The sequence below is a fragment of the Mucilaginibacter sp. genome (assembly GCF_041663085.1).
Classification (GTDB): domain Bacteria; phylum Bacteroidota; class Bacteroidia; order Sphingobacteriales; family Sphingobacteriaceae; genus Mucilaginibacter.
This window is the reverse complement of sequence record NZ_JBAZRC010000188.1, coordinates 1-8204: the sequence shown is the minus strand read 5'-3', so window position 1 is coordinate 8204 and position 8204 is coordinate 1. Positions and strand designations below refer to the sequence as shown.

Genomic DNA, 8204 nt, shown 5'->3' with positions numbered 1-8204 from the left:
ACTGGATGTATTCATGTAGAACCTGCCTTATCAGTATTTGAATAGCTGCTAAAAATTTGTGTCGCTACTAAAAAATAGTACTTGGTTTGCCCTACGGTAAAAGCCTCATTTAAGCTACTTACAGTTACATTGTTGCCGTTAAAGCCCACGGTTCCCACAGGAGTGCCCGGGCTTGCCGGATTAAATGTATTAGTGGCGCTGCTATATAAAACACCACTGCCAAATAATGTTTGCAGGGTGCCGGTATTACCATCCGCATTAAAATTAAATTGACCAAGCGTTGCAGTTGTACCTGTTACTTTAACACTAAAGCCAAATATTGCAGCCGATTGCCCATACGATAGCGTAGCGCCAGCCAAACCACCTGTTTGAGCGGTTACAGTAACAGTAGGGGGAGTAGGCGAAGTAAAGGTATAACCCACATAATTGCTTATCCATGCTGAATATGTTGTTCCGTTTGTAGCTGTAGCAAAACTGCCGGTATTAATAAATATCTGAGGATCATATTTTGTTGCGCCCGAGTAAATGTCATCAGCTGCTAAAAAATAATAATAGGTTGAACCCGTGGGGATAGTTTCTGAAACAAGACTATTTATAGTTATTGTATTCCCACTGGTGCTTACCGTACCTACCGGTACAAATGTGCCGGTACCATAAGTATTACTAGTTGTACTTCTGTATAATTTGATATTTGAAAGTGACGAAATGAAATTACACCCTATATTATCAAATTTAGTAAAAGTTAAGCTACTTGCTGGGGCACCACCGCTTACACTAACCTGAAAACCAATAAATGCAACCTGAGTTTGGCCTGTAGTAACAGTACTTGCTGTTAAGCCGCCTGAAATTGTTGAAATTGTAGCGCTTTGTGCAAGCACTCTGTTATTATAAAAACAGCAAATGATTATTATAAAGGAAATATATCGTAGTAATCGTGTTTTCAAAGTTTTAGGGGCATTAATCAATATTATCGCGTAGGTGCAAAAACTATGCAAACACTAATCAATCAATTACTTAATCGGCTAATTGCGGCAATCAACGCACACTTGCGCTATAAACACCCCCGCTTACAACTTAAAGGAATGTTTTAAATGGAAAATGAATGATAAATGCGGGTAATTTTTTCTACACATTGTAGATTTATTTTCTCGCTTTAACTATTGATACTTGTATTGAGGAATTGTATTTAACTTAAGGGAAACAATGTGCGCTAATATTGATAATATTAACAGAAGGTTATATGGGTTATTAGGCAAATTTTAAGCCAAAACGATATATATAGTCTATTTCTTGTGATAATCTTATCCAAAACCTATATTTATAGGCTTATAATCAATATTTTATATGGGTAAAAAATACCTAACCTTAGTCCTCAATTCTCTATTAATAATATGTTCTCTTCAGGGCTTTGCACAGCAAATCCCAGTTAATATTGCCAAACAAAGAGAACTCGATGCGATAACAGTAACTTCAAGACAGGCTTTTAGAACTGGTCAGCAGCAAGCAGTAGCCATGGCACCCGGCATGGGTTGGACCATTCGCCGTACAACAAAAGCAGGCAATATAGTTGCTTTGCAGGGTATTAATAAACTGGGTTTCCCTATATATCTTACAACTCATAATAATACTACAGCTGCGGCAACTACAGGTACCAATACAGTACAGCCGGGCGGTGCATTAAACCTAAACTTAACAGGCAGCAGCGCAAATTTGCTTAACAAACTTGGTATTTGGGACGGCGGGCAGGTATACAGCGCACACCGTGAATTTGCAGGAAAAACAATAACAGCTAAAGATAATTCAGCTATACTTGACCACTCTACCCACGTTGCGGGTACCATGATGGCAAAGGGTGTGTATGCCCCCGCAAAAGGCATGGCATACGGCGCCACAACCCTCTCGGCCTGGGATTTTGATAACGATGTATCTGAAATGAGTGCGGCTGCATCGGGCTTGCTGCTTTCCAACCATTCATATGGTGAGGTTGGCGGCTGGGATTATAACCAAAGTGCCGGCCGCTGGGAATGGTATGGCCTGCCTGGCGATAATGAAGATTACAATTTTGGCTTTTACGATGCCCGTGTACAATCATGGGATAAAATAGCTTATAATGCCCCATATTATCTCATTGTAGAGTCGGCAGGTAATAGCAGATCCAGCAATGGCCCGGCTGTAGGTGCAACATATTACGGGTTTACCAGCCGTACAAACCCAACCTTTATAAACAAAGGGGCGAGGCCTGCAAACATCAGCAGCAATAGTGGGTATGATATTATTACAACAACAGGTAATGCCAAAAATATACTAACAGTAGGCTCGGTTGGGGCTTTACCCAATGGGCCGGTTAACCGTACAGATGTGGCCATATCTTACTTTAGCAGTTGGGGACCCACAGATGACGGCCGGGTTAAACCGGATATTGTTGGTGATGGCGAGAACGTACTATCGGTAGGGGTACAGAGTCCGGATTCGTACCTTACCTTATCGGGTACATCAATGGCAGCGCCAAATGTTACCGGCTCGTTATATCTGTTGCAGGAGTATTATTCACAAAAAAACAATGGCAATTTTATGCGGGCAGCAACCTTAAAAGGACTGGCTTGCCACACTGCTTTTGATGCCGGTAACGTTGGCCCCGATTATATTTACGGATGGGGCCTGCTGGATATGCGCAAAGCCGCACAGGCTATTACCGATAACGGCACAAAAAGTATTATTAACGAAAGTACTTTAGCCCAGGGGCAAACAAAAACTTTTGATATTACAGCGTCGGGCGATGGCCCGCTGATAGTAAGCATATCATGGACAGACCCCGAAGGTACACCTACCGCCGGTACAACCATAAATGACCGTACCCCAAAACTGGTAAACGACCTTGATGTGCGTTTAAGCGATGGCTCAACATCCTTTACACCCTGGGTGCTTACGCCTGATAACCCATCGGCACCAGCTACAAATGGTGATAACATCAGGGATAATATTGAGCAGGTTTATATAGCCAACGCTGTGCCGGGTAAAAAATATACGGTTACCATTTCGCATAAGGGCGCACTTCAATCTGGCAGCCAGGCGTATTCGGTTATTGTTACCGGCGCAGGTGGTAACCCTTATTGCGCATCGGTCCCGGCATCAACTGCCGATTCTAAGATCAATAGCTTTTCATTATCAAATATCAACTATACCTCGCCGCAGGGTTGCACTGGTTATACTGATAATACCAAACTTTCTATCCAGTTAGAGCAAGGCAAAGTATATTCATACAGCCTTAATTTGGGTACTTGCGGTAACGATTTTGGCAAGGCAGCCAAAATATTTATAGACTGGAACGGCAACGGTAGTTTTGATGCTGATGAACTGGCGGCTACTACCACAGTGGTAACCGCTACAGGTACCGTTACCGGCAACATTGCTGTGCCGGCCGGTGTAATACCGGGCAATATAAGCTTGTTGCGTGTGGTATTAAATGAAACCGCCACGCCGGCATCTATAAATGCGTGCGGTACTTACGCCAAAGGCGAGACACAGGATTACAGGGTGCAGTTTACAAAGGCGGCTATTGATGTAGGTGCCATAACCATTGTAAATGCCGATGGCGGCGTTACCTGCGCATCTGCAGTGCCTGTTACCGTAAGATTAAAGAACTTTGGCATTACCTCAATCAGCAACATACCGGTTACGGTAACAGTTACCCCGCCAAACGGTACGGCTACTACATTTAATGAAACCTTCACAGGTACACTTAGCCCCGAAGAGGAAACTGATTTTACACTAAGTGGCAAATTTAATACCACCGCGGGTGCAACTTATACCATTACTGCCGAAACCCAATTAACAGCAGACCCGGTAACGGCCAACAACAAAACCACGGGTAATATAGTTATTGCCACCCCGCCCGTGCTTAGTGGTTTATTAGCGTACTTCTGTACTAATACAAACGCGTACCAATTGTCTGGTGCGGGCGATGGTCAAATATTATGGTATAAATCGGCTACTGATATTATACCTGTTGGCTTTGGGGCACCTGCAACCGTTGCACAAGAACCTGCCGATAATAGATTTTATGCCGGATTGAATGATTTTAGCAGTACTGTAGGGCCGGCGAACAAAAATGTATTCCCAACAGGGGCTTATAACCAGTTTACAACAGATGTATATATAAGCACCAAAATACCAATGGTTATAGAAACCGCGAAGCTGTATATTGGCAACCCCGGGCGTATTACTTTTACAGCTACAAATGATAATGGAGAAATGGTATCGTCTGTTACATTAAACGTTACCGCAACCCGAACAACGGCAGCTCCGGGTGAACAGCCTAATGACATTGCCGACCAGGGTAAAGTTTATACCTTGAATTTAACCCTGCCCGCAGCCGGTAACTATATTATAACGCCAACTTATGATAATGGTGCAACCATATTTCGTAATAAAGATGGTGTTACGGGTTATCCGTTTACCGTAGGTGACGTGTTCTCAATAACAGGGAATTCCGCAACACCGTTGCCCGAAAATTATTATTACTATTTTTATGATATGCAGGTACACAGCCCCGGTTGTGCAACCGTGCAAAGGGTGCCTGTTACGGTAACTAAACCGGTTATCACCCAGGCAGGGGATGTGCTTAGCTCCAGTATTACCGAGGGTAACCAATGGCTTTTAAACGGCGAAGTGATACCGGGCGCTACCGGCGTTACTTATTCGCCATTAGTTAGCGGTACCTATAAAGTACAGGTTGCTGTTGGCGATGGTTGTACAGCAGCATCTGATGATTTTGCCTATGCCATTACTGCTAAAAACCCCGATAAAACAACAGATATAGGCCTGGCTATATTCCCTGTGCCGGCATATACCTATTTCAATGTTGTTTTTGTGGCCAAAACTGCGGGTAACCTGCAGCTGTCATTAATTAACAGCGCGGGGCAGGTGGTGTACCAAACATCGCAAACCATAGCCGCGGGCAATTTTAGCACGGTAATAAACACTGTTAACCGCTTGCCGGGTACTTATTTGCTGAAGATGAACCTTGGCGATAAGGTGTACTCGAAAAAGATAATTATAGCTAAGTAGGTAAAATTAAACAAGAGAGCCCGCGCAATTTGCACGGGCTCTCTTGTTTAATAATCTTTGGTAATACTTTAAAAAGTATACTTTAAGCCCAGTCCGGGGGCAAGGTCAAAGAAAGGGCCTGTTGCAAGTTCAACCCGTGGGTTAAGGTCAAGGCTAAAGGCAAAGGGGGCATCAGGTAGTTTATACTCTAAGCCTAAAACAGCATCGGCGCCAAGTAGTAAATGGCTATCGTTATAAACATTGTCATCGCTGCCAAAGCGTTTATAAACACCTTTACCTACCGAGCCAACGTGCGCGCCAAAGCCGTAATAAAATTTCAAATTAGCGGTGTTAAAGGCTCCCTGATGCAGTTCATATAAACCGGTAAACACCACGCCATGGTTACGTATACCTACAATACCTTCTAATGCAGTATTGCTGTCCATAAAATATTTAATAGAGGGGCCGTTCTCGTACCCGCCAAATTTTAAACCCACTGCGGTTTTATAATCCTGCGCGTCCGATCGCTTAGAGAGTAATAAAAAAGAGGTCAGGAGGACTGCGATAAAGGTAAATTTTTTCATTTCGGTATTTTGTTTTCTGTTAAGACGACAGCTTTTTAAAAAGGTGCCACTGTTTGTAAAATAATTGTTAACAACACGTAGATAACGACATAAATAAGCTTTTATGCTGTTATTACATAAAAGTATGCTGCAATAATAAAGTATGAGGTTGATTTACAACCACAAAATAATCAACATATCCACATTGCATTTGTATAGCTAAATACATTAAATTGGCAAAAAATACACGGTTACCATGAGTATTACACAAAGAGTATTATATAAATTAACGGTATTGCTTATACTACCGTGCTTTACAACAATTGTTAGGGCGCAACCCACCCGTAATAGCAATGGCATGGTTGTTTGTGCTTATCCGGATGCGGCGCAGGCTGGGCTGGATGTGTTAAAAAAAGGTGGCAATGCCGTAGACGCTGCGGTGGCAGTGCAATTTGCACTGGCGGTTACCCACCCGCAGGCTGGCAATATTGGCGGTGGCGGCTTTATGGTTTATCGTCCCGCTAAAGGTGTGCCCAACACGCTCGATTTTAGAGAGAAAGCCCCGGCCAAAGCAAGCGCTGATATGTACCTTGATGCTAACGGTAACGTAATACCAAATATGAGTTTATACACTCACCAGGCATCAGGCGTACCAGGTTCTGTTGATGGGATGGTAGCCGCTCATAAAAAATATGGTAAATTAAAATGGGATGCTTTGGTGCAGCCGGCCATAAACCTGGCTTTAAAAGGGTTTAAAATAACCAAACGCCTTGCGGCAGATATGAATCGTAACGATTTAGTATTTCGCAGGCTAAACCCGGGCAAAAACTATTTGCTTAAGGAAGGCGGCTGGAAGGAAGGCGACGTATTGGTGCAGGCAGATCTGGGCAAAACGCTTGTGTTGATCCGTGATAAAGGACGCGCCGGGTTTTATAATGGTATCACCGCCGACCTGATGATTGCCGAAATGAAGGCAGGCAAGGGCTTGTTCACCAAAGCCGACCTGGATAATTATCATTCCGTTTGGCGCAAACCGGTTACCGGTAATTATAAAAACTATAAAATTATCACCATGCCGCCGCCATCAAGCGGAGGGATAGCGTTGCTGCAGCTGCTAAAATCGGTAGAGCCATATCCTTTACACAGGTACGGGTTTAACAGTGATAGCACTGTGCAATTAATAACAGAGGCGGAGCGCCGGGTGTATGCCGATCGTTCCAAATACCTGGGCGACCCTGATTTTTACAAAGTGCCTACGGATAGCTTGTTAAGGCCCGGGTACATTGCAAGTCGCATGCAAACTTTTAACTGGAATGCGGCCACACCCAGCACCAGCATACAACCGGGTACTTTTATAGGTTACGAAAGCGACCAAACTACCCATTACTCTATTGTAGATAAATATGGTAACGCGGTATCTATTACCACAACGCTTAATGACTCATTCGGCTCAAAAATATTTGTAGGCGGTGCAGGCTTTTTACTCAATAATGAGATGGACGACTTTAGCTCAAAACCGGGTGTACCCAATATGTACGGGCTGGTAGGCGGTAAGGCCAACAGCATACAGCCCGGTAAACGAATGCTATCGTGCATGACTCCAACCATCGTTGAAAAAAATGGTAAGCTGTTTATGGTTGTGGGTACGCCGGGTGGTTCAACTATTATAACATCGGTGTTTCAAACCATATTAAATGTTATTGAATTTGATAAAGATATACAGCAGGCGGTAAGTGCCAGGCGTTTCCACCATCAATGGCTACCCGACGAGGTGGTTACTGAGGCTGGTGCCTTAAATGATGCCGCCAAAATAAAACTCGGAAATAAAGGTTATTTGATAAAATCTACAGGCGCCATAGGCAGGGTTGATGCCATATTAAAAACCCAAACAGGGTATGAGGGTGGTGCCGACCCAAGAGGAGACGATACTGCCATGGGGTATTAGTAATGGTGAGTGGTGAATAGAGGATGGTGAATGGTTAACTAATGGTAATTAGGTTTATACATTTTATAACTACTCACCATTCACTATTCTCCAATCAACTAAAAATGTTATGTTTGTCAGTTATGCGAAGCAGTGTAAAACATCAGGAAACTATTGATTATTTTTTGAAAATAGTTTGGCAAACGGTTGCCAACCGTTATAACCAGTTAGTTACCGAATTTGGCATTACACAATCCATCGGGTACCTGCTTATCAATATTGACGAGGAGGGCACCACGGTATCTCAGGCGGCTGCATTGCTGGGGCTAAAATCAACCATTTTATCGCGCATGTTAAACCAGTTAGAAAAAACCGGCCTTATTTACCGCGAATCTAACAAAGGGGATAAACGATCTGTAAAAATATACCTTACCGACCTGGGCAAAGAAAAGCGCCAACTGGCAAAAAACGTTGTTAAACAGTTTAATAACTACCTTAATGCACACATTAGCGATGCTGATAAACAGTATTTAACAGAGATGCTTAAAAAAATAAATCAGCTTACCCTCAACTATAAGCCATAAAACACACTTTTTAACGTTATGCTAATTGTTAAAAAGTGTTAAGCTGATGGTTTTGCCATATAAAACAATAAATTTGCCTTCTGAAAA

General features: G+C 43.0%; 5 protein-coding genes. 3 read left to right on the top strand and 2 right to left on the bottom strand.

Annotated elements, in window-relative coordinates; translation table 11 throughout:
• Positions 1-11: 11 nt before the first annotated feature.
• Positions 12-878, bottom strand: a complete 867-nt coding sequence (locus WC615_RS21560) for a hypothetical protein (protein ID WP_372980120.1) — start codon at positions 876-878, stop codon at positions 12-14.
• Between the two features lie 634 nt (positions 879-1512).
• Here WC615_RS21560 and WC615_RS21555 point away from each other — a divergent pair.
• Complete coding sequence (locus WC615_RS21555) at positions 1513-5067, top strand: S8 family serine peptidase (RefSeq protein ID WP_372980119.1); 3555 nt, start codon at positions 1513-1515, stop codon at positions 5065-5067.
• A 68-nt stretch (positions 5068-5135) separates the two neighbouring features.
• On the opposite strand, the gene WC615_RS21550 is transcribed toward WC615_RS21555, so the two are convergent.
• A complete protein-coding gene (locus WC615_RS21550; protein ID WP_372980118.1) occupies positions 5136-5630 on the bottom strand; it encodes a hypothetical protein in 495 nt (164 codons plus the stop codon).
• 235 nt (positions 5631-5865) lie between these two features.
• On the opposite strand from WC615_RS21550, the gene ggt reads away from it, so the two are divergent.
• Together ggt and WC615_RS21540 are read left to right on the top strand one after the other, a co-directional pair.
• Positions 5866-7554 carry a gamma-glutamyltransferase gene (gene ggt, locus WC615_RS21545; RefSeq protein ID WP_372980117.1) on the top strand — a complete coding sequence of 563 codons (1689 nt, stop codon included), beginning with the start codon at positions 5866-5868 and terminating at the stop codon, positions 7552-7554.
• A gap of 122 nt (positions 7555-7676) precedes the next feature.
• Positions 7677-8117 (top strand): MarR family winged helix-turn-helix transcriptional regulator, encoded by a 441-nt coding sequence (locus WC615_RS21540; protein ID WP_372980116.1) that lies wholly within the window; start codon positions 7677-7679, stop codon positions 8115-8117.
• Positions 8118-8204: the final 87 nt, after the last annotated feature.

Bases quoted from the DNA above. Each gene is read 5' to 3' on its own strand.
- WC615_RS21555 (WP_372980119.1), top strand. From the start codon at position 1,513: ATGGCACCCGGCATGGGTTGGACCATTCGCCGTACAACAAAAGCAGGC.
- WC615_RS21550 (WP_372980118.1), bottom strand. From the start codon at position 5,630: ATGAAAAAATTTACCTTTATCGCAGTCCTCCTGACCTCTTTTTTATTA.
- WC615_RS21540 (WP_372980116.1), top strand. From the start codon at position 7,677: ATGCGAAGCAGTGTAAAACATCAGGAAACTATTGATTATTTTTTGAAA.
- ggt (WP_372980117.1), top strand. From the start codon at position 5,866: ATGAGTATTACACAAAGAGTATTATATAAATTAACGGTATTGCTTATA.